This window comes from Streptomyces sp. NRRL S-495 (assembly GCF_000966955.1).
In the GTDB taxonomy this organism is placed as follows: Bacteria; Actinomycetota; Actinomycetes; order Streptomycetales; family Streptomycetaceae; genus Kitasatospora; species Kitasatospora purpeofusca.
The window spans coordinates 1-23083 of the sequence record NZ_JZWY01000007.1 but is presented as its reverse complement, the minus strand read 5'-3'; the positions used below and the strand labels follow the sequence as shown (position 1 = coordinate 23083).

The 23083-nt window shown below is 71.6% G+C and carries 24 protein-coding genes and 2 pseudogenes; 11 read left to right on the top strand and 15 right to left on the bottom strand.

Features of this window, described 5'->3' with window-relative positions:
• The first annotated feature begins 102 nt into the window (after positions 1–102).
• The 6 genes from VR45_RS00835 (at position 103) to VR45_RS00810 (ending at position 7287) form a co-directional block, all read left to right on the top strand.
• Positions 103–1164, top strand: coding sequence for a BMP family ABC transporter substrate-binding protein (locus tag VR45_RS00835; protein WP_045937725.1), 1062 nt, complete (start codon positions 103–105; stop codon positions 1162–1164).
• 261 nt (positions 1165–1425) lie between these two features.
• Positions 1426–3051: an ABC transporter ATP-binding protein gene (locus VR45_RS00830; RefSeq protein ID WP_045937741.1), complete on the top strand. Its 1626-nt coding sequence runs from the start codon at positions 1426–1428 to the stop codon at positions 3049–3051.
• A 4-nt stretch (positions 3052–3055) separates the two neighbouring features.
• On the top strand, positions 3056–4213 hold the full coding sequence (locus VR45_RS00825; RefSeq protein ID WP_045937724.1) for an ABC transporter permease: 1158 nt from the start codon (positions 3056–3058) through the stop codon (positions 4211–4213).
• Positions 4210–5475, top strand: a complete 1266-nt coding sequence (locus VR45_RS48210; protein WP_045937723.1) for an ABC transporter permease — start codon at positions 4210–4212, stop codon at positions 5473–5475. Before VR45_RS00825 ends, VR45_RS48210 begins: the two co-directional genes overlap by 4 nt.
• Positions 5472–5879 carry a cytidine deaminase gene (locus VR45_RS48205; RefSeq protein WP_286163018.1) on the top strand — a complete coding sequence of 136 codons (408 nt, stop codon included), beginning with the start codon at positions 5472–5474 and terminating at the stop codon, positions 5877–5879. The genes VR45_RS48210 and VR45_RS48205 overlap by 4 nt, the downstream gene beginning before the upstream one ends.
• Positions 5880–6009: 130 nt before the next feature.
• Positions 6010–7287, top strand: a complete 1278-nt coding sequence (locus VR45_RS00810; protein ID WP_045937722.1) for a thymidine phosphorylase — start codon at positions 6010–6012, stop codon at positions 7285–7287.
• A 26-nt stretch (positions 7288–7313) separates the two neighbouring features.
• Here VR45_RS00810 and VR45_RS00805 read toward each other — a convergent pair whose 3' ends face one another.
• The 4 genes from VR45_RS00805 to VR45_RS00790 all read right to left on the bottom strand — a co-directional run bounded on the left by VR45_RS00805 (position 7314) and on the right by VR45_RS00790 (position 10390).
• Positions 7314–7868, bottom strand: coding sequence for a Uma2 family endonuclease (locus VR45_RS00805; protein ID WP_045937721.1), 555 nt, complete (start codon positions 7866–7868; stop codon positions 7314–7316).
• A gap of 39 nt (positions 7869–7907) precedes the next feature.
• On the bottom strand, positions 7908–8579 hold the full coding sequence (locus VR45_RS00800; protein ID WP_045937720.1) for an alpha/beta hydrolase: 672 nt from the start codon (positions 8577–8579) through the stop codon (positions 7908–7910).
• 152 nt (positions 8580–8731) lie between these two features.
• Positions 8732–9085 carry an AbrB/MazE/SpoVT family DNA-binding domain-containing protein gene (locus VR45_RS41945; RefSeq protein WP_078896117.1) on the bottom strand — a complete coding sequence of 118 codons (354 nt, stop codon included), beginning with the start codon at positions 9083–9085 and terminating at the stop codon, positions 8732–8734.
• Positions 9086–9094: 9 nt separating this feature from the next.
• Positions 9095–10390, bottom strand: coding sequence for an MFS transporter (locus tag VR45_RS00790; protein ID WP_045937719.1), 1296 nt, complete (start codon positions 10388–10390; stop codon positions 9095–9097).
• A 131-nt stretch (positions 10391–10521) separates the two neighbouring features.
• Between VR45_RS00790 and VR45_RS00785 the strand changes: the two genes are divergently transcribed.
• The 3 genes from VR45_RS00785 to VR45_RS00775 all read left to right on the top strand — a co-directional run bounded on the left by VR45_RS00785 (position 10522) and on the right by VR45_RS00775 (position 13366).
• A complete protein-coding gene (locus VR45_RS00785) occupies positions 10522–11451 on the top strand; it encodes a LysR family transcriptional regulator (RefSeq protein WP_045937738.1) in 930 nt (309 codons plus the stop codon).
• 204 nt (positions 11452–11655) lie between these two features.
• Positions 11656–12804, top strand: a complete 1149-nt coding sequence (locus VR45_RS00780) for an adenosine deaminase (RefSeq protein ID WP_045937718.1) — start codon at positions 11656–11658, stop codon at positions 12802–12804.
• Positions 12805–13015: 211 nt separating this feature from the next.
• Complete coding sequence (locus VR45_RS00775) at positions 13016–13366, top strand: hypothetical protein (RefSeq protein ID WP_045937717.1); 351 nt, start codon at positions 13016–13018, stop codon at positions 13364–13366.
• A gap of 159 nt (positions 13367–13525) precedes the next feature.
• On the opposite strand, the gene VR45_RS00770 is transcribed toward VR45_RS00775, so the two are convergent.
• The 5 genes and pseudogenes from VR45_RS00770 to VR45_RS00755 form a co-directional block, all read right to left on the bottom strand.
• Positions 13526–13708 carry a PspC domain-containing protein gene (locus VR45_RS00770; protein ID WP_045937737.1) on the bottom strand — a complete coding sequence of 61 codons (183 nt, stop codon included), beginning with the start codon at positions 13706–13708 and terminating at the stop codon, positions 13526–13528.
• A gap of 215 nt (positions 13709–13923) precedes the next feature.
• A complete protein-coding gene (locus VR45_RS00765; RefSeq protein WP_052708729.1) occupies positions 13924–14559 on the bottom strand; it encodes a GyrI-like domain-containing protein in 636 nt (211 codons plus the stop codon).
• A gap of 116 nt (positions 14560–14675) precedes the next feature.
• Positions 14676–14771, bottom strand: a pseudogene (locus VR45_RS48200) (MerR family DNA-binding transcriptional regulator); the annotation flags it as partial.
• 113 nt (positions 14772–14884) lie between these two features.
• Entirely contained in the window at positions 14885–15316 is a 432-nt protein-coding gene (locus VR45_RS00760; protein ID WP_045937716.1) for a nucleoside deaminase, read from the bottom strand.
• The gene (locus tag VR45_RS00755; RefSeq protein ID WP_045937715.1) at positions 15313–16179 is read right to left on the bottom strand and encodes an LLM class flavin-dependent oxidoreductase; all 867 of its coding nucleotides are present in this window, start codon (positions 16177–16179) and stop codon (positions 15313–15315) included. The genes VR45_RS00760 and VR45_RS00755 overlap by 4 nt, the downstream gene beginning before the upstream one ends.
• A gap of 94 nt (positions 16180–16273) precedes the next feature.
• On the opposite strand from VR45_RS00755, the gene VR45_RS00750 reads away from it, so the two are divergent.
• Positions 16274–16747, top strand: a complete 474-nt coding sequence (locus VR45_RS00750; protein WP_045937714.1) for an Lrp/AsnC family transcriptional regulator — start codon at positions 16274–16276, stop codon at positions 16745–16747.
• 105 nt (positions 16748–16852) lie between these two features.
• On the opposite strand, the gene VR45_RS00745 is transcribed toward VR45_RS00750, so the two are convergent.
• The 6 genes from VR45_RS00745 to VR45_RS41940 all read right to left on the bottom strand — a co-directional run bounded on the left by VR45_RS00745 (position 16853) and on the right by VR45_RS41940 (position 21528).
• Positions 16853–17977: a methyltransferase domain-containing protein gene (locus tag VR45_RS00745; protein ID WP_199925879.1), complete on the bottom strand. Its 1125-nt coding sequence runs from the start codon at positions 17975–17977 to the stop codon at positions 16853–16855.
• Positions 17978–18308: 331 nt separating this feature from the next.
• Positions 18309–19148 carry a helix-turn-helix transcriptional regulator gene (locus VR45_RS00740; RefSeq protein WP_045937713.1) on the bottom strand — a complete coding sequence of 280 codons (840 nt, stop codon included), beginning with the start codon at positions 19146–19148 and terminating at the stop codon, positions 18309–18311.
• Positions 19149–19664 carry a DUF6879 family protein gene (locus VR45_RS00735; protein ID WP_045937712.1) on the bottom strand — a complete coding sequence of 172 codons (516 nt, stop codon included), beginning with the start codon at positions 19662–19664 and terminating at the stop codon, positions 19149–19151.
• Positions 19648–19869 carry a hypothetical protein gene (locus VR45_RS00730; protein WP_045937711.1) on the bottom strand — a complete coding sequence of 74 codons (222 nt, stop codon included), beginning with the start codon at positions 19867–19869 and terminating at the stop codon, positions 19648–19650. Before VR45_RS00730 ends, VR45_RS00735 begins: the two co-directional genes overlap by 17 nt.
• A 167-nt stretch (positions 19870–20036) precedes the next feature.
• Positions 20037–20912 carry an FAD-dependent oxidoreductase gene (locus tag VR45_RS00725; protein ID WP_286163016.1) on the bottom strand — a complete coding sequence of 292 codons (876 nt, stop codon included), beginning with the start codon at positions 20910–20912 and terminating at the stop codon, positions 20037–20039.
• A 136-nt stretch (positions 20913–21048) separates the two neighbouring features.
• Positions 21049–21528 carry a hypothetical protein gene (locus VR45_RS41940; protein ID WP_052708727.1) on the bottom strand — a complete coding sequence of 160 codons (480 nt, stop codon included), beginning with the start codon at positions 21526–21528 and terminating at the stop codon, positions 21049–21051.
• A gap of 327 nt (positions 21529–21855) precedes the next feature.
• Here VR45_RS41940 and VR45_RS00715 point away from each other — a divergent pair.
• A pseudogene (locus VR45_RS00715) lies at positions 21856–23083 on the top strand (hypothetical protein); the annotation flags it as partial.

Below are 23083 nucleotides of genomic sequence, written 5' to 3'. Positions count from 1 at the left end.
CAACCCGAATGCTCCGGCGGCCCGTAACCCAACCGTGTTCTACGCGCGTTACGGTGGCGTCCGACCACGCTAAACGGGTGCGTGTGAGAAGGAGATATTCCCTTGCGCCGTTCTACTAAGCTCGCTGCGGTTGTGCTCTCGGGTTCCCTGGGCATCGCCTCGCTCGCCGCTTGCGGCGCAAAGAGCAATGACACTTCCGCCTCCTCCGGCGCCTCCGACGGTGCGCTGAAGGTCGGTATGGCCTACGACATCGGCGGCCGTGGCGACCAGTCCTTCAACGACTCCGCCGCCCGCGGTCTCGACCAGGCCAAGTCCCAGCTCGGTGTCGCCGTCACCGAGGCCGACGCCAAGACCGGCGAGGCCGAGGCCGACAAGGAGACCCGTCTCAAGAACCTGGTGACCGCCGGTTACAACCCGGTCATCGCGGTCGGCTTCGTCTACCAGGCGGCCGTCGAGAAGGTCGCCAAGGAGAACCCGAACACCAAGTTCGCGATCATCGACTCGGCGTCCGACACCCAGCCGAGCAACGTCACCTCGCTGACGTTCTCCGAGCAGGAGGGCTCCTACCTGGCCGGTGTCGCCGCCGCCCTCAAGACGAAGACCAAGCACGTGGGCTTCATCGGCGGTGTGCAGACCGAGCTGATCAAGAAGTTCGAGGCCGGTTACCGCGCGGGCGTCAAGTCCGTCGACCCGAACATCCCGGTCGAGGTCACCTACCTGACCACCCCGCCGGACTTCTCCGGCTTCGCCGCCCCCGACAAGGGCAAGGAAGCCGCGCAGGGCCAGCTCGACAAGAAGGCCGACGTCATCTACACCGCCGCCGGCTCCTCCGGCAACGGTGCCATCGAGGCCGCCGCCGGTGCCAACGCCCTGGCCATCGGTGTCGACTCCGACCAGGCCGCGCAGCCCGCCCTGGCGAAGTACAAGAACAGCATCATGACCTCGATGGTCAAGAACGTCGACAAGGCCGTTTTCGCCTACATCGAGTCCGCCAAGAAGGGCCAGGTCTTCACCGGTGTGAAGAACTTCGACCTCAAGGTCGACGGTGTCTCGCTCGCCACCACCGGCGGCAAGATCGACGACATCAAGGCCAAGCTCGACGAGGCCGCCACCGGCATCAAGAACGGCGCCATCACCGTCCCGACCGACCCGTCCAAGCTGTAAGGCCCACGGTTCGACCGGACGTCGCTGCCGCTGCCGCCTGCCCGGCAGCGCGATGATGGACGCAACATCAGGGAGGGGCCCGGAAGGGTGCGCTCAGTGCGTACCCCCGGGCCCCGTCCCGTCCCCCCAGCCTTTTCGCTTTTGGCCCTCCAGCGCAACGACGCGCCTCCAGACCACCAGGAGATCGCCATCACCGCATCCGACCCCGCCCCGACCACGGGCGGTAACCCCAGCGCGGGGACGGCGACACCGGCCGTCGAACTGCGCGGCATCACCAAGCGCTTCCCCGGCGTCGTGGCCAACCACGACATCAACCTCACCGTCCGCACCGGCACCGTGCACGCCCTCATGGGCGAGAACGGCGCCGGCAAGTCGACGCTGATGAAGATCCTCTACGGCATGCAGAAGCCGGACGAGGGCACCATCGCGATCAACGGCGAGCAGTGCGAGTTCAACACCCCCGGCGAGGCCATCGCGCGCGGCATCGGCATGGTGCACCAGCACTTCATGCTCGCCGACAACCTCACCGTGTGGGAGAACGTCGTCCTCGGCGGCGAGCACCTGTACGGCATCGGCGGCAAGGCCAAGGCGAAGATCAAGGAGATCTCCGACCAGTACGGCCTGGGCGTGCGCCCGGACGCCCTGGTCGAGGACCTCGGCGTGGCCGACCGCCAGCGGGTCGAGATCCTCAAGGTGCTCTACCGCGGCGCCAAGATCCTGATCCTCGACGAGCCCACCGCCGTGCTCGTCCCGCAGGAGGTCGACGCCCTGTTCGACAACCTGCGGGAGCTGAAGTCCGAGGGCGTCACCGTCATCTTCATCTCGCACAAGCTGCACGAGGTGCTCTCGGTGGCCGACGCGATCAGCGTCATCCGCCGCGGCACCACCGTCGGCGACGCGGACCCGAAGAGCGTCACCGCCCGCCAGCTCGCCGAGCTGATGGTCGGCGCCGAGCTGCCCTCCCCGGAGAGCCGCGAGTCCACCGTCACCACCGACGAGATGCTGCGCGTCGAGGGCCTGCGGATCGCCAAGACCGACGCCGAGGGCATCGAGCGCGTCGTCCTGGACGACATCTCGCTGCGCATCCACAAGGGCGAGATCCTCGGCATCGCCGGGGTCGAGGGCAACGGCCAGGCCGAACTGGTCGAGGCCGTCATGGGGATGCTGCCGCTGGACGGCGGCACCGTCACCCTGGACGGCAAGGACCTCTCCGGCACCCTCACCCGGGCCCGCCGCGAGGCCGGCATCGGCTACATCCCCGAGGACCGCCACCGGCACGGCCTGCTGCTGGAGGCCCCGCTCTGGGAGAACCGGATCCTCGGCCATGTCACCGAGCGGCCCAACTCCAAGGGCGTGCTGCTCGACCCGGCCGGCGCCCGCAAGGACACCCAGCGGATCGTCGAGGAGTACGACGTCCGCACCCCCGGCATCGAGGTCACCGCGGCCTCCCTCTCCGGCGGCAACCAGCAGAAGCTGATCATCGGCCGCGAGATGAGCCACCAGCCCAAGCTGCTCATCGCCGCCCACCCCACCCGCGGTGTGGACGTCGGCGCCCAGGCGCAGATCTGGGAGCACATCCGGGTCGCCCAGCGGGCCGGCCTCGCCGTGCTGCTGATCTCGGCCGACCTGGACGAGCTGATCGGCCTCTCCGACACCATCCGGGTGATCTACCGCGGTCGGCTGGTCGCCGACGCCGACCCGGCCACCGTGACCGCCGAGGACCTCGGCACCGCGATGACCGGTGCCGCCCAGGGCCACATCGAGTCCGAGCCGGAAGCGGTCGCCGAGGCGCACACCCTGGCGGCCGAGGGCACCGAGGCGCAGTCCGCGGCCCCCACCGACACCGCCCCCACCGACACCGCCGACGACCAGCAGGCGGGGGAGTAGCCACATGACCAGTCCCAACCCCGCCGCCAAGCCCGCGCGGGCGAAGCGGTTCGACGGCGAGAAGATCGTCCTCGCCCTCGCAGCACCGGTGCTCGCCGTGCTGCTGTCCGTCGTGATCTGTTCCGTCCTCCTGGCGACCTCGGGCAAGAACCCGTTCGACGCCTGGAACGTGATGATCACGTACGCGACCAAGTCGGACGGCCAGGTGGCCATCCTCAACCGGTCCACCACGTACTACCTGGCCGCCGCGGCCGCCGCCTTCGGCTTCCGGATGAACCTCTTCAACATCGGTGTCGAGGGCCAGTACAAGGTCGCCGCGCTGTTCGCGGCCTTCGTCGGCAGCAAGCTCGACCTGCCGTCGTTCATCCAGATCCCGCTGCTGCTGATCACCGCCATGCTGGTCGGCGGTCTGTACGCGAGCATCGCCGGTCTGCTGAAGGTCTTCCGCGGCGTCAGCGAGGTCATCTCGACCATCATGCTGAACGCCATCGCGGTCGCCATCGTCGGCCTGCTGCTCGTTCCGGGCATCTTCGCGCCGGACAAGAAGGGCACCGGCAACGCGATCCAGACCGCCCCGGTCTCGGAGTCCAGCCACTTCTTCGCGATCAACACCGACGGCGGCCCGCTCTACGGCTTCCTCTTCATCGCGATCCTGGTCGGCGTCGCCTTCCAGTTCACCCTGACCCGCACCCGCTTCGGTTTCGACCTGCGCGCCACCGGCCGCTCGGAGACCGCGGCCACCGCGTCCGGTGTGAACGTCAAGCGCATGATCGTCATCTCGATGGTGGTCTCCGGCGCGCTGGCCGGTCTGATCGGCCTGCCCGAGCTGCTGCAGAACTCGTACAACTTCGGCCAGAGCTTCCAGGGCGGCCTCGGCTTCCTGGGCATCTCGGTCGCCCTGCTCGGCCGCAACAGCCCGATCGGCATGGCCTTCGCGGCGGTGCTGTTCGCCTTCCTCGACGCGACCGGCGCCCAGCTGCCGCTCCAGGGCGGCTTCCCGTTCGAGATCGTCCCGGTCATGCAGGGCACCATCGTCATCTGTGTCGTCGTCGCCTACGAGCTGGTGCGGCGCTACGGCCTCAAGCGCCAGCAGCAGAAGGTCGGCGCGGAGCTCGCCGCCCAGGCCGCCGCGGCCGCCGAGAAGAAGGAGGTGTCCGCATGAGCACGGCCACCGCAGCCCGCGCCAAGGCGCCGGGTGCTCCCGCCAAGAAGCGCAAGATGTCCTGGCCGGTGGTGCTGCTGCTGATCGCGGGCGCCCTGGTCCTCTTCTCGGTCGTCGGCGTCATCACCGGCAACCACTCGCTGACCTCCTCCGGTCAGGTCACCGCCGCGCTCAGCGCCGCCGTGCCGATCGGCATGGCCGGTCTGGGCGGTCTCTGGTCCGAGCGGGCCGGCGTGGTCAACATCGGCCTCGAAGGCATGATGGTCGCCGGCACCTTCTGCGGCGCCTGGGGCGGCTACCTGGTCAGCCCGTGGTTCGGCCTGGTGGCCGGCATGCTCGGCGGTGCGCTGGGCGGTCTGCTGCACGCCGTCATCACGGTGACCTTCGGCGTCGACCACATCGTCTCCGGTGTCGGCGTCAACCTGCTGATCCCCGGCATCTGCGCCTACGTCAACCGGATCTACTACAAGGACTACATCTCCGCCGGCGCCGGCGCGAACCAGTCCCCGCCGGCCGATCCGCTGCCGTACATCACCATCCCCGGCCTCTCCTCGGGGCTGAAGGACATCGAGGCGCACCACTGGTTCGTGGTCTCGGACGTCGCCGGTGTGCTCGGCGGTCTGGTCACCAACATCTCGGTGGTCGTGCTGCTGGCCGGCGCGCTGATCGTGGCGAGCTACTTCGCCCTCTGGCGCACCGTGTTCGGCCTGCGGCTGCGCTCCTGCGGCGAGAACCCGACCGCGGCCGAGTCGCTGGGCGTCAACGTCTACAAGTACAAGTACCTCGCGGTCATCATGTCCGGCGCCTTCGCGGGCCTCGCCGGCGCGTACCTCTCGCTGGTCGCGGCGCACTTCTACAAGGACGGCCAGACCAACGGCCGGGGCTTCATCGGCCTCGCGGCGATGATCTTCGGCAACTGGATGCCGGGCGGCCTCGCCATGGGCGCCGGCCTGTTCGGCTTCACCGACAGCCTCCAGCTGCGCGACCCCGAGTCGGTGCACGCGCTGATCCTGGTGGTCGCCATCGCGATGGCGCTGCTGGCGGCCTGGCACCTGTACCGCCGCAAGTACACCGCGGCCCTGATCTCGCTGGTGGTCTCCGGCGGCCTGTTCGCCTGGTACTTCACCACCGACGAGGTGCAGCGTCCGCTGATCGTCGCCACGCCGTACGTGATCACCCTGGTGGTGCTCGCGCTGGCCTCGCAGCGGCTGCGTCCGCCGAAGGCCGACGGTCAGATCTACCGCAAGGGCCAGGGCAAGTGACGCCCGCGGCCGGGGCGGCCGGGACGGTCGACTGGGACGCGCTGCGGGCGGCGGCGCGCGAGGCGATGAGCCACGCGTACGCGCCGTACAGCAAGTTCCCGGTCGGCGCCGCCGCCCTGGTGGACGACGGCCGGACGGTCACCGGCTGCAATGTGGAGAACGCCTCGTACGGCCTGGCGCTGTGCGCCGAGTGCGGCCTGGTCTCCATGCTGCACGCGACCGGCGGCGGCCGGCTGACCGCGTTCACCTGTGTGGACGGGGCGGGCGAGCTGCTGATGCCGTGCGGCCGCTGCCGCCAGCTGCTGTACGAGCACGGCGGTCCGGACCTGCTGGTCGAGCTGCCCTCCGGGGTGCTGCCGATGAGTGAGGTCCTGCCCGACGCGTTCGGGCCGGAGCGCCTGTAGGCGCGGCTCTGGCACTGCCGATTGTTACGCGCGTAGAGTGTCGCGAGTGGGGCCCTTCGGGGCCGACTCGCGGCACTCTTCGCCTTTTCCACCTCGCATGTTGAACCTCTCTTGGAGCAATGGAGCATCCATGGACGCCATCTCCGTCATCAGGACCAAGCGCGACCGCGGAGAGCTGAGCGATGCTCAGATCGACTGGGTCATCGACGCCTACACCCGCGGGGAGGTCGCCGACGAGCAGATGTCCGCCCTGGCCATGGCCATCCTGCTGAACGGCATGAACCCGGGCGAGATCAGCCGCTGGACGGACGCGATGATCCGCTCCGGCGTCCGGATGGACTTCTCCTCGCTGGCGCAGCCCACCAGTGACAAGCACTCCACCGGCGGCGTCGGCGACAAGATCACCCTGCCGCTCGCCCCGCTGGTCGCCGCCTGCGGCGCCGCGGTCCCGCAGCTGTCCGGCCGCGGCCTCGGCCACACCGGCGGCACCCTCGACAAGCTGGAGTCCATCCCCGGCTGGCGCGCCCTGCTCTCCAACGAGGAGATGCTCCAGGTGCTGCGGGACGCCGGCGCGGTCATCTGCGCGGCCGGCGACGGCCTCGCCCCGGCGGACAAGAAGCTGTACGCCCTGCGCGACGTCACCGGCACCGTCGAGGCGATCCCGCTGATCGCCTCCTCGATCATGTCCAAGAAGATCGCCGAGGGCACCGGCGCGCTCGTCCTGGACGTCAAGGTCGGCTCCGGCGCGTTCATGAAGAACCTCGACGACGCCCGCGAGCTGGCCCGCACCATGGTCGGCCTCGGCACCACCGCCGGCGTCAACACGGTGGCGCTGCTCACCGACATGTCCACCCCGCTCGGCCTCACCGCGGGCAACGCGCTGGAGGTCCGCGAGTCGGTCGAGGTGCTGGCCGGCGGCGGCCCCGCCGACGTCGTCGAGCTGACCCTGGCGCTGGCCCGCGAGATGCTCGCCGCCGCGGGCGTGCACGGCAAGGACCCGGCCGACGCGCTGCGGGACGGCTCCGCGATGGACCACTGGCGCCGCATGATCGCCGCCCAGGGCGGCGACGTGGACGCCCCGCTGCCGGTCGCCCGCGAGCAGCACGTCATCCCGGCCCCGGCCTCCGGCGTGCTCACCACCCTGGACGCCTACGCCGTGGGCGTCAGCGCCTGGCGCCTCGGCGCCGGCCGCGCCCGCAAGGAGGACCCGGTGCAGGCCGGCGCCGGCGTCGAGATGCACGCCAAGCCGGGCGACACCGTGGTGGCCGGCCAGCCGCTGCTGACCCTGCACACCGACACCCCGGAGCGCTTCGAGTACGCGATCGAGGCCCTGACCGGCGGCATCGAGGTCTCCCCGGCCGGCACCGCGTTCACCCCGAACCCGATCGTGCTGGACCGCATCGCCTGACGACCGCTCCCGCGCACGTACGCCGCTCAGGCGTACGTGCGCAGGACGCCGGTGTCGAGCGTCCACGGGCCCACGGTGATCGTGTCCCCGAAGGCGAACTCCTTGCGCGAGGTGTAGCCGGGCTCGTCGTGGACGATGCCGGTGCCCTTGCGGGGATCGACCAGCAGGTAGAGCGGGATGCCCATGGCCGCGTAGTCGCGGACCTTGTTGTGGTAGTCGTTCTCCGGATTGGACTTGGAGACGACCTCCACGACGAGCAGGACCTCGTGGGGCAGGAGCGCGGGCAGCTCATCGTCGAGAGTCACGAGAGGGAACACCATCAGGTCCGGATTCCGCAGTTTGCCCATACCTGCGTCCTCCAGATCCGCGCCTCCGTGGGCGATGTAGCCGGGATGCGTTTGCGGAAGCTGGGCGTTCAGCTGCTGGGCGATACGGATGACGGCAAGCTCGTGGCGCTTTACCGGGGACATCATCATGACGATCTCGCCGTCGGCGATCTCGATCTTTCCTATCCCTGGCACCTGCGGAAGCTGATCGGCGATCTCGCGCAACCGGGCGTACACAGCAGGATCGATGCTCATGTTCCGGAGTGTATCGACGGGGGCGGACTGGCGAGCCGCTCAGCCGGCGGCGGTGAGGGCGATCTTGAGGAACTCCTCGGGGGCCTCGCGGACGAGGTCGTGGCCGACCGGGAGTTCGAGCACCGTCCACGACGGGTCCTCGCGCAGCCGGGCGACGGTGTCGAGGAACGGGCTCTCCTCGAAGCCCGTGGCGTGGATGTAGCTGCGGTCGGCGACGGCGTCGAGGGCGCCGGTGAGGGTGACCGACTGGAGCAGCGTGGCCAGCGGGTGGACGGTGGCGCGCGGGTCGAGCGCGGGGTTGCGGCCGACCGTGGTGAAGCCGTCGGCGGCCGCACCGGCCAGGTAGCGCTGCTTCCACACGTCGGTGACGATCCCGTACGCCGACTCGCCGTCGCGCGGGACGAACGAGTCCGCGTACAGCAGCTTCCCGATCCGCTCCGGCACCCGGTCGGCCACGCCGGAGGCGACCATCCCGCCGTAGCTGTGCGCGACCAGCACGACGTCCGTGAGGCGCTCGGCCTCCAGGACGGACACCACGTCCTGGATGTGGGTGTCCAGGTTGACCGTGCCGTCGTTCAGGTGGCCGCGCTCGGCCACCCCGGTCAGCGTCAGCGGGTGCACCTCGTGCCCGGCGGCGCGCAGCCCGTCGGTGAGCGGCTGGTACCACCAGCCGCCGTGCAGCATGCCGGGGATGAGAACGAAGGTGGCCATCGCGCGTTCCTCTGGTCGTTCCGGTGGGACGCGAGGAACGCTACGGCGGATACCTGACAGCGAGTGTCAGGTATCCGCCGGAGACAGTTCAGCGGGCCGCGCGGCGACAAAGACCGGGAATGTCACGGACGGCCGAAGATGTCGTGGGGGACTCATGCGTCGGCACGGCGCTTGATCTCCCTCAAGTCCAGTCCCGCTTCGTCGGCAAGGGACTGCAGAAACGCCTCACTGTCGTGGAACACCTCGCCCTGTTCGCCCTCCGCGAGGGCCTCGTCGACCTCGTTCTCCTTTGCCTGCCAGGCCGGAGTCCAGAACCAGGCCTGGTCGTCCGGGACGACGGAGGCCGGGGTCGGAGTGATGCGGTCATCCTCCGCCGCGACCACCAGCTGGTCACCCTCCTGGAGGTCCAGCTGCTCTCTTGTCTCCTGGGGGATGGTGATCACGGCCTTCTTCCGCACGGGCGTGGACACCAGGTGGGGGCGACGGCGGCGCTTCGGATCTGCCATGCGGAAAATCTACTGGGCAGAAAGTCTGCCTCGCGGACCTCCTGTGCGCGCGGCGGCGTGGGCCCGGTGGGTGGCGTAGAGGGTGACGCCCGCGGCCAGGGCCATGGCGGTCAGGCCGATGGTGGCGGCGCCGGGCCAGCCGGTGGCGTGGTAGGCGTCGGCGCCGATCGTGCCGCCGAGGCTGTTGCCCAGGTAGTAGGCGATCAGGTAGAGCGCGGAGGCCTGCGCGCGCCCCTCGGTCGCGGTGCGGCCGACCGCCGAGGACGCGGTGGCGTGGCCGGCGAAGAAGCCGGCGGTGATCAGGACCAGGCCGAGCAGCGCGAAGGTCAGCGAGTCGGCGAGGGAGAGCAGCAGCCCGAGGGTGGTGGTGCCGATCGCGACGTAGAGCGCGCCGCGGCGGCCGAGCCGGCCGGCCAGGCGTCCCGCCGCGGCCGAGGTGGCGGTGCCGACCAGGTAGACCACGAAGATCGAGGCGGCGACGGACTCCGGCAGGTGGAAGGGTGCGGCGATCAGCCGGTAGCCGATGGTGTTGTAGACGGCGCCGAAGACGGCCATGAACAGCAGCCCCAGCGTGTACAGCCGCAGCAGCAGCGGGTTGCGCAGGTGGCGGCCGACGGTGCGGGCGAGGGCGCGGGCGTCCACCGGGGCCGGGGTGAAGTGCCGGGCGGCGGGGATCAGCAGCCGGAACGCCAGCACGGCCAGCAGGGCGAGGGCGGCGGAGGCGGCGAGCCCCCAGCGCCAGCCGAGGCCGGCCGCGACCCAGCCGGAGAGCAGCCGGCCGCCCATGCCGCCGATGCTGTTGCCCGCCACGTACAGCCCCATCGCCGAGGCCAGCGCGGAGGGGTGGACCTCCTCGGCGAGGTAGGCCATCGCGGTGGCCGGCAGTCCGGCGAGCGCGACGCCCTGGAGGGCGCGCAGCACGACCAGGGTGGTGAGGTCCGGCGCGAACGGCAGGGCGAGGGCGAGGGCGGCGGCGGTCAGGGTGGAGGCCGTCATCACGGCGGTGCGGCCGTAGCGGTCGGAGAGCGCGCTCGCGGGGAGCAGGCCGAGGGCGAGGCCGAGGGTGGCGGCGGAGGCCGTCCAGCTGGCCCGGCCGGGGGTGAGGCCGAGGTCGTCGGAGAGGACCGGCAGCAGGCCCTGGGTGGAGTAGAGGAGGACGAAGGTCGCGACGCCGGCCGCGAACAGGGCGAGGTTGGCGCGGCGGAAGGAGCGCTGCCCGGGGCGGTGGCGGTCGTCCGGACGGAGGGTCGGCTGGGCGAGGGCGTCCGAGGTGGCCACGGACGCCCCGGTACTGGAGGGCTGCATGACGTCGAAGGTAGAACTGTCGTACTGATGCGTCCAATGCATGAGCGGGCAATAATCCATACCTGGACGCATGAGCGGAGCGTACGGACGAGGGACGGGGTGCTGTGACGACCGGTGGTACCGAGCCGACCCTGCCGGCGGAGCTGGGGCCCGAGCTCCCGGCCGTTCAACTGGCCCCGAGGCTGGCCCAGTTCGCGGCCGTCGCACGGCTGGAGCATGTGACGCAGGCGGCGGAGCTGCTGGGCATGCCGCAGCCCACGCTGTCCCGGGCGGTGGCCCGGCTGGAGGCCGAGCTGGGCGTCGACCTGCTGGCCCGTCAGGGCCGGACGGTCCGGCTGACCAGGGCGGGCCGGCTGCTGCTGGCCTCGGTGGAGCGGGCGCTGGCCGAGGTCGAGCGCGGCGCCGAGGCGGCGCGGGCGGAGGCCGACCCGCAGACCGGCCGGGTGGCGTTCGGCTTCCTGCACACCATGGGGACGGACACGGTGCCGGCCCTGCTGCGGGACTTCCGGCGGGCGTACCCGCAGGTCAGGTTCCAGCTGGTGCAGGACTACGTGGGCGCGATGCTGGACCGGCTGCGCGCGGGCGAGCTGGACCTCTGCCTGGTCTCGCCGCTGCCGGACGGCGACCCGGCGCTGGTGGCCCGCCGGCTGGACGAGCAGCGGCTGTACCTGGCCGTCCCGGCGGACCACCGGCTGGCCGGGCGGCGCCGGATCCGGCTGGCGGAGGTGGCGGAGGAGCCGTTCGTCGGGCTGGAGCGCGGGTACGGGATGCGGGCGATCACCGACGGGTTCTGCGCGGAGGCCGGGTTCGTGCCGAGGCTCGCCTTCGAGGGGGAGGAGACGGAGACCCTGCGCGGGCTGGTCGCGGCCGGGCTGGGCGTGGCGCTGCTGCCGCCGGCGCTGGTGCCGAGGCCGGGGGTGGTGGAGCTGGAGGTGACGGCGCCGCGCACCCGGCGGGCGATCGGGCTGGCCTGGGCGGCGGGTCGGCCGGTGACCCCGCCGGTGGCGGCGTTCCGGGACTTCGTGCTGTCGCGGCGCGGGCGGCTGCTGGCGCACGACTGAGGTCGGCGGAGCGGCGGAGCGGCGGCGCGGGGGTGCGGCTGGGCGGTCGGGGTGGCGGCGCCGGGGCGCGGTCGGGCGGTCGGGGCGGGCGTCCTGCGGGCAGATGGCCCGAATAGTCCGTTCGGTGGAATTCCCGGTGGACATTGGACGATTCGGCCCTGTGAACGGTGGCCTGTCTACGCGCGTAGGAGCTACACTCCCGCAATGGAGAAGCAGATCCCCGTCACCACCGCGGGCACCGGCCCCCGGATTCCCACCCCCGACCAGATCGCCCGCGCCCCGAAGGTGCTCCTGCACGACCACCTCGACGGCGGCCTGCGCCCCGAGACCGTGGTCGAGCTGGCCGCCGCCGTCGGCTACGAGGGCCTCCCCACCACCGACGCCAAGGAGCTCGGCGAGTGGTTCCGCGAGGCCGCGGACTCCGGCTCGCTGGTCCGCTACCTGGAGACCTTCGCCCACACCTGCGCCGTGATGCAGACCCGTGAGGCGCTGATCAAGGTCGCCGCCGACTGCGCCGAGGACCTCGCCGCCGACGGCGTCGTCTACGCCGAGGTGCGCTACGCCCCGGAGCAGCACCTGGAGCGCGGCCTGACCCTCGACGAGGTCGTCGAGGCCGTCCAGGAGGGCTTCCGCCTCGGCGAGGCCAACGCCCGCGCGGCCGGCCACCGGATCCGGATCGGCACCCTGATCACCGCGATGCGGCACGCCGCCCGCTCGCAGGAGATCGCCGAGCTGGCCAACCGCCACCGCGAGGGCGGCGTCGTCGGCTTCGACATCGCCGGTGCCGAGGCGGGCTACCCCCCCACCCGCCACCAGGCCGCCTTCGACTACCTCAAGGGCGAGAACAACCACTTCACCATCCACGCGGGCGAGGCCTTCGGCCTGCCGTCGATCTGGGAGGCCCTGCAGTGCTGCGGCGCCGACCGCCTCGGCCACGGCGTGCGGATCGTCGACGACATCACCGTCGAGGAGGACGGCACCGTCAAGCTGGGCCGCCTCGCCGCGTACGTGCGCGACAAGCGCGTCCCGCTGGAGATGTGCCCCACCTCCAACCTCCAGACGGCCGCCGCCGCCTCGTACGCCGAGCACCCGATCGGGCTGCTCAGCCGGCTGAAGTTCCGGGTCACCGTGAACACCGACAACCGGCTGATGAGCGGCACCAGCATGAGCCGCGAGTTCGAGCACCTGGTGGAGGCCTTCGGCTACACGCTGGGCGACATGGAGTGGTTCACCGTGAACGCGATGAAGTCGGCGTTCCTGCCGTTCGACGAGCGGCTCGCGATGATCAACGACGTGATCAAGCCGGGCTACGCCGAGCTCAAGGCGGAGTGGCTGTTCAGCAACGGCGTCTGAACCGCTTCTCGGTGGTCGGATGAACGCCCTTTTCCGCCAAGGAAATCGGCGTTCATCCGACTACTCCCTCTAGTGGGTGAACCGCCGTTGATCCTCGTGCGATCCAATCACTACGGTGTGCCAGTCATTGCTGACCGGCTGTGGTGGACGGGCCCCCGTTGCGCCAGTCGCGCGGGTCGGCCACCGACGAGGACCCAAGGGGACTAACCAGATGAAGCAGGCCACTCTCAAGGCCGCCGGCACCGCCGCGCTCGGCATCGCCATCGCCGCGGTCGGCGCCGGTGGCGCGTCCGCCGCCCCCGCGGCCGCCACCGGTGGCCTCGGGCTCCCGACCTCCCTGCTGACCAACCCGGCGGCCACCAGCGCCGTCACCGAGGCCGCGGGCAAGCTGCCGGTCGCCGACAAGGTCAGCGGCACGCTCGGCACCCTCGCCCCCAGCGCGGGCCAGGCCGCCGCCCCGGCCGCGGGCAACCGGGCCGGTGTGCCCAGCGTTCCGGGCCTCGACAAGACCCCGCTGGGAGGGCTCACCCAGACCCTCCCGCTCCCGGGCCTCGGCGGCTGATCCCGCCCCGGCTCCGCACGGCCGGAAGGGGCCGCCCACTCCTCGACGGGAGTGGGCGGCCCCTTCCGGCCGTTCCGCATCTGGTCCGGTGCGGTGCCCGGCGTGTCCGGCGCGCCTGGTGTGTCCGGCGGGCTGTCCCGGTGCTTCCGGGCTCCGGCGTCACGCCTCCTGGGGGAGCAGCAGCCACAGCGCGAGGTAGATCAGGAACTGCGGGCCGGGCAGCAGGCAGGAGACCAGGAAGATGGTGCGGACGGTCCACGGGGTGAGTCCGAAGCGCTCCGCGATCCCGGCGCAGACGCCGGCGATGACGCGGTTGTGGCGGGGGCGGGCGAGGCGGCTCATGGTGAACTCCGTTGCTCTGGTGGCGCCGGTGACCGGTCCCTCCGGCTGGCGTACCTCCATGCTCCGTCCTCGGGCCGCCCGAGTCCTCCGCCCGCAAGCCGATCCTGTCCCTGACCTGCGTCATCGGTGGGCCGTAGTCGCTCTCGGGGTTCCGCTCAGGGTCGCCCCGGAGATTGACGGGGGAGAGGAAGGGGAACCGCCGCGTGGGGTGGCCGCTACCCGCGGGGACGGAACGGGACGGTGACGTCCGAGCTGTGCTCGCGCGGCCCGGCGGTCCCGAAGTTCGGGTAGTACACCTCCCGGTTGCCGCCGCAGCGCTCGTACCCCCGCTCCGCGACCCAGCCGCCGACGGCGTCGTGGACGGCCGCCACTGCCGCGAAGTCCCGCTGCTCCCCGGTCAGTTCGGCGTACGCCTCGCGGTGGGCGGGATGGATCCGCACCGAGATCAGGGCGGTCGGCTCCACGGCGTCCGGCGTCGGCGCGCACACCTCGACCGGGCCGTCCGACTCCTCGCTCACATGGCCGTGGAAGACGCTGAACAGCGGGCCGGACAGACGCGCGCCGGTCGAGCCCAGATGGGCGAGCAGCAGTTCGCCGGCCTCGGCGAGGAAGCCGGCGAGCTCGGCGGCCGTCACCTGCCGCCGCACGCAGAGCACCTTCTGCTCGGGCACGTCGCGTTCCGCGATCCGGTACATGGTCGAGGTCCTCCCTGCGAGTACGGCCCGGGCGTGGCCCACTGCCTGTCGGCGGGCCCGGTGCGAGGACTCCTGCTCGCGCCAGTAGGCGTCCAGCAGCCCGGGCGACGCCCCGCCGTCCGCGTCGAGTACCGCCGCGATCCGCGCCAGCGGCATGCCGACGGCGCGCAGCAGCGCGATCCGGCGCGCCCGTTCGACCTGGGTGAGGGCGCCCGTTCGACCTGGGTGAGGCCGTAGCGGCGGACCCCGGTGTCCGGGTCGACCCGGGAGGGCGCCAGCAGCCCCCGGTCCCCGTAGAGGCGCAGCGCCTTGGGGCTGAGCCTGGTCCGGGCCGACAGCTCCCCGATGGTGATCAAGTCCTCGTGCACGGCTCCACTCTGGGGCCTGCCCCTGGGGCAGGGGCAAGCGGCGGGGGAGGGGGAGGAGGCGGGTCGCCGGGGCACCGGCCGGGCAGCGGTCGGAGCCTCTGCGACCCGCCGGTTCAGCGGTAGTACGGCTCGACGGCGGCCCGGACCTCGTCGAACAGTGCCGGCCCTTCCTGCGGCACGGGCGGGAGGCCGCTGGCCGGCCGGATCCCCAGCAACTGCTCGCCGGAGAGGGCGAAGACGACCCGGCCGAGGCCGGCCTGCCGGAGCGCGGCCGCGCACATCGGACAGGGCTCGCAACTGGTGTAGAGGGTCGTCCGCGAGGCGGCTTCGAGGTCCAACTCCCGTCCGGCCCACCGGGCGAGCTTCAGTTCGGGGTGTGCGGTGAGGTCCCGGTCGGTGCGCGTGGTGTTGCGCTCCTCGGCAAGCACGGTGCCGTCCTGGGCGGCCAGCAGCGAGCCGAACGGCGGGTTGCCGAGGGTGCGGGCCTCGGCGGCGAGGGCGATGGCGCGGCGGAGCAGGGCGTGGTCGGCGGGGGTGAGCGTCATGAGGGCTGTTCCGTTCGGGTCGGCGCGAGGTGCAGCAGGTCGGCCACGGCGGTGAGGGCCTCCCGGGCCGGTCCCGGGTCGCGGGTCTGCTCCGGGTCGCCGTGGTAGGGGTCGAGAACGACGGTGTCGGCGCCCAGCAGCCGGAGCCGGGCGAGGTCGGCGGCGACCTGCTCGATGCTGCCCTCGCCCGCGAGGCGCTGCGGTCCGGCGACCGGCACGGTCGTGAGCCTGAGGGCGATCCGGGGCGCGAACGCCGCTGCGGGGAGCGCGTGTTCGTCCGCGTACGCCCGTAGTCGGGGTGCGGCCTCGCACAGCCACGGCGTGGTCGGGCGCAGCGGGTGCCAGGCGTCACCGAGGCGGACGGCGCGGCGCAGGCCCGCGTCGCTGTTGCCGCCGACCCAGAGCGGGATGCGGCGGGTGCCGTAGTCGGTGGTGTCCGCCCAGGCTGTGCGCAGGCGGCGAAGGTGGTCGTCGGTGAGGCGGCCGCGTTGTTCGAACGGGACGTCGAGGGCGGCGAACTCCTGCTGCGCCCAGCCGATTCCGACCCCGAGGACGAGGCGGTGACCGCTCAGCGCGTCGAGATTGGCGGCCATCCGGGCGGTGAGGAGCGGGTGCCGGTAGGGGGCGATGAGGACGGTGGTGCCGAGCCGGACCCGCTCGGTGTGGGCGGCGAGCCAGGCGAGGGTGGTGAACGGTTCGTAGAACGGGGCGGGGTAGCGCACGGCGACGTCGGGGGTGATGGCGACGTGGTCCGAGACCATCAGCAGGTCGAAGCCCAGGCCCTCGACGGTCCTGGCCCAGGTGAGCAGGGCCGCCGGATCGGTGCCGGGGCCGAAGTTGGGGACGTTCACTCCGATCTTCACACCCGAAAGCCTAGGGAGGGAGGGTGGATTGACTGAAGGGGCATCCACCGGTTCAGGGGTTGTTCCGCCGTGGAATCACCGGCAATCTGGGCTCATGACCGAGATTCTTGACGCGACGGACTGGGCGATCCTGGCCGAGCTCCAGGAGGACGGGCGGATCGCGTTCGCCGAGCTGGCGCGGAGGGTGAACCTGAGCGCGTCGGCCACGACGGAGCGGGTGCGGCGACTGGAGACGGCGGGGGTGATCACGGGGTACCGGGCGGAGGTGGACCTGGACCGGACCGGGTACCCGGTACTGGCGGTCGTCCGGCTGAAGTACCCCGGGCCGGCGGCACGGCACGAGCCGCTGCGGCGGCTGCTGGAGGAGCGCTCGGAGATCCTGGAGTGCCTGCGCACGACCGGGGACGACTGCTACTCGCTGAAGATCGCGACCACCTCGATGGGGCATCTCGAGGAGATCGTCGACGAGCTGGCGCAGTTCGGGAGTACGACGACGAACCTGGTCCTGAGCCGCCCCCTGGCCTTCCGCGGCCCGGCGGTACCCCGAGCGGGGGCGGCGGAGCAGTAGCAAGGATGCAATGAGTGAGGAGGGTCAGTGGTCGGGGCTGTTCTCCCGGCCGTACGACGCAGCGGGCGGTCGCGGACAACTGTCCGCGGCCGCCCGTCTCTCATGTCAGTGCGCGATGTCGCCGACCGGATGTGCGGGGCTGTCCAGCCACGTGTGCTGTCGGCCGTCCGGTCGTACGGTGAGCCCGAACCTCGTCAGCTCGGGCCGCCCCCGCTCCACCCACCATGTGCGGGCTTCGCAGACCTCGTCCCAGAGTTGCCTGGGCCCCGTCTGCTTCACCGCTCCTCCGTCTTCCCAGTTCCGGTAGCGGACGGATGCCCACGAGCCGTGGCCGTCGGAGAGTTCAATCCGGTAGGTGGCGGTCGGGTCGGTGCGATCCCAGCAGTGGATGGATCGCACACCCGGCACGCGGAGGCCGATGGCGAAGGCGGAGTGGACATCCTCCTCTGCCAGTTCCGGGTCCATCGGCGAGGCTCCGGTCCTTGTCGTACCCGAGGCCGGCGCCGCCACCATGTGCGGTCGCTGTGCACGCATCCACATGAAGGAGGCGTTCTCGACGAACCGCCCATGCGCCTCCTGCCCCGGTCCTTCGACAACGAGGCGCAGCAATCCCGCATTGGCGTACGGCGTCCCCCAGGGCGTCACGACGATCCCACCGGGCACTGTCTGTTCGATCCACGCCTGGGGGATCGTCCGGACGGCCGCCGTCGAGTGGATGCGGTCGTAGGGCGATCCCGGGCTCCAGCCGCCGAGCCCGTCCCCGACCACCCGACAGGGAGCGAGGTGTGCGGCATCGAGCTTCCGTCCGGCCTCGGCCGCCAGCGCCGGATCGATCTCGATCGTGGTGACCTGCTCGCCGCCGAGACGGGCGGCGAGCAGGGCGCTCGTCCACCCGGTCCCGGTGCCCACGTCGAGCACTCTGTGTCCGTCCTGGACGGCCAACTCCCGCAGCATGGTCGCCACCAGGGACGGCATGGAGCCCGATGAGGTCGATGTGCCCGGCCCGCCGCTCATGCCGTCGTCGAGTTGTGTGACCACTGCTTCGTCGGCGCTCACCGCGTCCCACCAGGCATCCGGCTCCCGGCTCCGCTCGACCTGCCGGTAGCCGGACAGGCTGTACTCGTCGGGAAGCCAGACGGTGTCCGGGACGAAGGCGTGGCGCGGGGCGCGTTCGAACGCGCCCCGCCACGCTGCCTCCAATCTGCCGGACATCGTCAGTCCGGCGATCACTTCCGTGTACCTGTGCACGGGTGCCTACTTCTTCTCGTCCGGTCCCGGGGGAGGGACCGGACGAGTCCACCTGCCGTCCGATTCCTTCGGGGACTGCTGCTGATCTCCGGTCTTCCCGTCCTGGCCGTCGCCGTGCTCGCCCATGTTGTTGTCCTCCGTCCGATCGGGTCAGGCTTTGCCGGGCTTGGGTGCGGGGTTGGCGCCGGGATCGGGCGGCGTCGGGCCGGGGCCGGGGAATGGGGTGCTCATGCCGGGATCCTCTCGTCGGAAATTCCTTCGGATCACGTTAGGAGCGCCTCCTCGGAGATTTCAAGAGAATTCCCGTCGTCGACTAAACCTTGCTCCTGAAGTCGGCGGCGACAGCAGACAGGAAAGTTTCGGAGGAAGTGTCGAACATCGCCATTCCTTCGTAGAGGGCGAAGATGGCGAGATGCTCGGAGATATCCCGGGAGTCGCGGAAGACTATTCTTCCGGTGAACGTCTCCACGGTTGCCAGGTGCTCACCGTAGACGGTGAAGGTGTTCATCGGTCCCCGACCTGCCACCACGCCGTTCGGGACGATTCCGATCCGCACGTTCGGCAGCCGGGAGAGCGCGACCAGACGCTCGACCTGCACCGACATTGCCATGGGCGGCACCACTGCCCACCGCACGGCCTGCTCTGTGAGCAGGAAGGTGAACGACTTGGCGGTGTCGTACAGCACCGCCTGTCGTTCCAGCTTCCGCGCGACAACCGACGCGGTGTCTCCGGGGGAATGGGCAAGTCCGGCCCGCACGTACTCGGGTGTCGCCAGCAGGCCCGTGACCATCGCGGGCAGGAAGTAGCGGAAAACTGTCGCCGATGCCTCCAGTGCGGACAGTTCGGTCTGCCGCTTCTCCAGTCCGCGACGCAAGGACGCGCGGACGCCCTGCCATTCGGTGTTCGCGACCCTGGCCAGGGACATGATTTCCTCGGCCGCTCCCGGTGCTACTCCGAGTGCGCGAAGAATGGATTCCACCTCGGTGGGGCGTGGGATTTTCCGCCCGGTTTCGATCTTGCTGATCGTGCTCTGGGACAGACCGCAACGCCGAGCGAGCCGGTCTCCGCTGAGACCGGCTCGCTTACGGAGATCGCGGAGCAACCGGGCCAGATCGGCCTTCGACCGGTCCAGTTGCTCAGGGGCGAAGGTCACTCACCCATGATCCTTCACGTACTCCAGGAAAGGAACGGACTCGGCGATCGCCAGCCGTTTCCAGGCGGAGTAGGGGGCGGCGTCGCCGTCGTGGATCCGGCGGCCGATCTGGGTGCCGTCCGGGCGGTAGTCCATCAGCACCGTACGGCGGTCGTCGAAGAGCCAGAAGTCCTGGTTGGGCAGGCCGGGGTTCGGGCGGTCGGTGAGGTCGAGGATCCGGACGTCCTCCCCGGCCTCGACGTTGTGGCGGTAGTGCGCGAACTCGTAGCGCAGGTAGTCCGTCAGGGGGCGCGTCAGCATATGGACCCGGCCGATGCGCCGACCCGTGTCCCGGTATCCCCGGACACGTGCCGTCCAGGCTGCGGTTGCCTCGGCCGTCAGGGGCTCGCCGGCCAGGAAGCGACGGATCCCTTCCTCCTCCTGCGGCATCGTGTAGACGGCGAGGGTCTCCAGGCGCCAGGCGTCGTACTCCATGGCGTCGAAGTACGCCCGCCAGGCGTCACCATCCAAGAACACGGAACGCCTCCCGCAGGATCTCCTCGGGGATTTCGACGAGTGACTCCCCGTCGGGTGCGCGGAAACCCGTGAACGTGCTGCCCTGGACCACGAACGAGCCGTGGCCGGTCGCGTAGACGTTGGGGCAGTCGTCCGATCCGCACTCTCCCGATCCCTCGCCGCTGTCGCCGCGTGTGAGGCGGATCAACCCCTGCTTGGCGGTCATGGTGAACCCCCTTGTAGGTGTGCCTGGTTGAACATCGAGAGTGACGTTACGCGCCGTGGCCGGGCGGTGACCATCCGATGAGGCGGCTATTCCCGTTCTCGCCTAAAGATCTTGCGTGGAGCAGTAAGTCGGCCCCGTCGACTTCCTGCTCCGCAACGGGTGCACGGTCAACCCTTCAAGCGCAGGGCGTAGTAGGCGTGCAGGGCAGCGTCGGCGCCGGAGCCGGTGGCGGTCATGATGCGTTGGCCGCGGGCCGATCGCACATCGCCGGCCGTGAGAATCCTGGGGTGCTGGCGGTCGGGTGGGCAGTAGCCGTCCTCGCCCCGGACCAGGGTGCCGGGCAGAGCAGCGGGGCGGACACCCAGGTTCACGAAGACCATGCCGGGCGCGAAGGTGCCCAACCCGCTCGCCATGACGTGGCCCTCGGGGGAGTGGCGGAGATCCAGGGCGTCGGTCTCCAGCAGGGTGACCCGCGGATCGTCGCGGACCTCCTCGGCCTTGTAGGCGTCGCCGGGCGGGTGCGGGACGAGCAGGTCGAGCGGGACATCGGGGTGGGCGCGCAGCAGTGTGCCGAGAGGCCGGTCGGCGCCGAGGACAAGGGTGCGGCGGCCGCCAAGCACTGTGGCGTCCGCCTCCCAGAGCGGCGGCGGGTCGTCCACGGCAGAGGTGAGCCAGGCGGCCTCCTCCGGCCGGGCCGCGCGGACGCCGGTGGCGACGATCGCGTACCGGCCGCGCACGGCGGCTCCCGGGGCGGCGAGGTGGACGGTCACGCCTTCGTCGTCGGCGTGCAGTTCGGTCGCCGGGGTGCCGAGCAGGAGGTCGCAGGAGTCGGCGACCCGCCGGACGTCCGCCGCGACGGCGTCCGCGAAGGTGGTGCCGGTCGCGAAGCCGAGCACATTGCTCACCGCCGGGACGCGCCGCAGGGTGGCGCCGAGTTCGCGCCGTTCGACCAGGGCCGACCGTAGCCCGACGCTCGCCGCCATCACCGCCGCCGCACAGCCCGCGGGCCCGCCGCCCACGATCACCAGGTCGTACGTCACCACGCCGCACACCCCTCAGTCGTCGGCGACCGACACCCGGTCGCCCGATCCCGCCCGCATCGCGCAGCGTAGTGCGGACCGGGAGGAGAGGGAGGGGGACCGGCCGACGCCCTGGTGAGGGGTGCCGGCCGGTGGGGGATCAGCTCTGCGGCGGGGCCGGCGGCTGGTACGGGGCAGCCGGGGTGGCCTGGTACGGGGCGGCCGGAGCGGCGGCCTGGTACGGCGAGGGCTGGGGGTACTGGCCACCCTGCGGGTACTGCGCACCCTGCTGCGGGTACTGCCCACCCTGCGGGTACTGCGCGTTCGGCTGGTACGGCGGGGCGGCGGGCGCGGCCGGGGTCTGGGAGCGCGTGACCATCGCCTTCACCGCGTTGATTATCAGCAGCACCGGCAGGATGAACGCCTTGAAGAAGATCACGTAGCTGGCGCCCTCGAAGACGAACGCCAGGTAGTACGCGTAGCCGGCGAAGCCGATGCCGACGAGCACGTTGAGGAAGCGCCAGCCGGCCTTCAGTCCGCCGAGGTTGACGGCGCCGATGACCAGCAGGGCGATGCCGCTGACGGCCAGCAGGACGACGTACCAGGAGAAGAGCGGGTCGACGTCGAAGTCGAGGTTCACGAGTGGTTCCTGTTGTTGCCGGGATCGGGCGGACGCGAACGGGCGGCCGCCGGGGGACGAGTGGGGACAGTACTGGAGTGGGACGACATCCGTCCTCACGATTTCATCACGGTGTCATCGCCGAATCCGCCCGGCGAACCTCCCTTCCACCCCTTGAAAACCGCTCAGGAAGCGTCCGTGCGTTCGGATATGATGCGCCCGTCGCTGGTGGTTGGGGGGCGAAGCAGCGACCCGGGTGAGAGTCCCGGAGCGGCCTCCCACCTCGGCGAAACCGCCCTGCTGCCGGGTTCGTCGGGTTCGCCCGCCTTCTTTCCGTGAGGTCCCCCCGTGCGTATTCAGCACCGCAGATCCCTGGCCCTCGCCGCCGCTGCCACCCTGGTCTCGGGCGCGGCCCTGACCGCCGCCCCCGGTGCGGCCGCGCTGTCGCGCTCCGGCGGCACCGGCGGTGCGGTCCTCGGCGCCCCCGGGTCGGGCACCCCGGGGCCGGTCGGGACCCAGGAGCGGCGCAGCCCGGTGACGATCACCGTCGCGGGCCTCCCCGGCACCCTGACCGCCGGCGCTCCGGCCGCCGAGTTCACCGCCACCCTGCGCAACTCCGCCGACCACGCGGTCGACGTCACCACCGGCTTCGTCGTCGCGAACGTCGACGCCGGGATCCGCGAGAACCAGCTCACGCTCGACTACCAGTCCCCCGGCGGGGCTTCGTGGAAGCCAGCCGCCCACGCCCCCGGCGCCGGCACCGGCGCCACCTGGAACCTCGACACCTTCGCCACCCGGCTGAGCCTGCCCGCCGGCGCCTCCGCGACGTACCGGCTGCGGCTGGCCGCCACCGCCGACGCGCCCGCCGGCCGGGCCACCGGCGGGTTCACGGCGGTGGTCGCCGACCCGACCCTGCCGCCGGAGACCCGGATCACCGAAGCGGCGAGCCCGCAGCGGGAGTTCACGGTCGCCGCGGCCGGCCCCACCGGGACGCCGACGACCGCCCCCGCGCCCGGCGTGCCCTACCTCGGCCTGGACGCGGTGCCCGGCTCCTTCACCGCGGGCGGCGAGTCGAAGCCGTTCCGGCTGACGCTCACCAACCGCAGCGGCAAGGACGTCGCCTTCCTGCCCGAACTGACCTTCCGGGGCAAGGCCCTGCCCGCCGCCGAGGCGGTCAGGCTGGAGTTCCGGGCGCCCGACGGCGAGTGGCTGCCGGCCGTGGACAGCGGCCAGGGCGGGTCCGGGCGGCTGACGCTGACGCTGCGCACGGGCGACCGGGAAGCCTCGCTGGTGCGGCTGCGCGACGGCGAGTCCCGGACGCTGAACGTGCGGCTCGCGTTCGCCCAGGACGCCCCGGCGGGGGTGCTGTCGGTGCTGCCGACCGGGAACAGCCTCCCGGCGGTCGGGACCGGCGCCGGGGTGCCCGCCGCCGGTTCGGCGGTCGACATCACCGTGGCCGCCCCCGCGCCGTCCGCCCCGGCCGCCGTGCCGAGCGCCCCGCCCGCCGAGGCCGGCGGCTCGCCGTCCGCCCCGGTCGCGCCCCCGGCGGCCGAACCCCCCGCGCCCGCCACCACCG